2 protein-coding genes are annotated in these 721 nt (G+C 38.1%); one reads left to right on the top strand and one right to left on the bottom strand.

The genetic code is table 11. The features are described 5' to 3' along the window. Positions 1–350, bottom strand: a 350-nt coding sequence (locus M595_RS28230) for an RNA-guided endonuclease InsQ/TnpB family protein (RefSeq protein WP_445974343.1), incomplete at its 3' end; no start/stop codon positions are given. Positions 351–418: 68 nt separating this feature from the next. Between M595_RS28230 and tnpA the strand changes: the two genes are divergently transcribed. Continuing rightward, positions 419–721: IS200/IS605 family transposase (gene tnpA / locus M595_RS29870; protein ID WP_071810011.1), on the top strand; the 303-nt coding region annotated here is incomplete at its 3' end.

Consider the following 721-nt stretch of genomic DNA (forward strand, 5'->3'; position numbering starts at 1 on the left):
CTCTGGGGATATTGGATTGATTGCTTATGGTGTTTAGACTTGAATCTAGGGAATTTAGCTTGTCCTTTAAAAAAGTTTTTATAGGCTCTGTCTAGGTTAATTGCTACACATTGGAGAACCGATGAATAGCAATCTTCCTTGAGCCAAGGATATTCCTTTTTGAGTTGAGGGAGCATCCCTTTATAGGTTGCTAACTTTAAACTTTTCCCAGTTTCTTGATAGTGCTGAATACAGGCATTTAAGGCAAAATTCCAATACCACCGTACACAGCCGAATGACTTGGCTAACGCCAATTCCTGTTCGGGTGTTGGGTAAAGCCTAACCTTAACTGCCTTAAGCAATTGAATCACCCCCTTCGTTTGAGTGCTGTATTTACAAGATACACTGAATATAGCACAAGTTTTTTCAAGTGGAGATTATGAAGAACGATTTTGTTAGCAAAGGGAGGTCTGTCAGTGACCTCAAAGTGCATTTGGTTTTGACAACCAAGTATCGACGGAAAGTTTTTACTCTTGAAATGCTGAATAGGTTACACTCCATCCTTGAAGAATTACTCCACAAGTGGGATTGTAAATTAATTGAGTTTAACGGGGAAGACAATCATGTTCATCTTCTTTTCCAATACCATCCTGACATTGCTTTAAGTAATTTGGTTAATAATCTCAAATCTGTAACGTCTCGAAAGCTTAGACAAGAATTTTCCGACCACTTAAATTCTTTC

The sequence above is a fragment of the Lyngbya aestuarii BL J genome (assembly GCF_000478195.2).
GTDB lineage: Bacteria > Cyanobacteriota > Cyanobacteriia > Cyanobacteriales > Microcoleaceae > Capilliphycus > Capilliphycus aestuarii.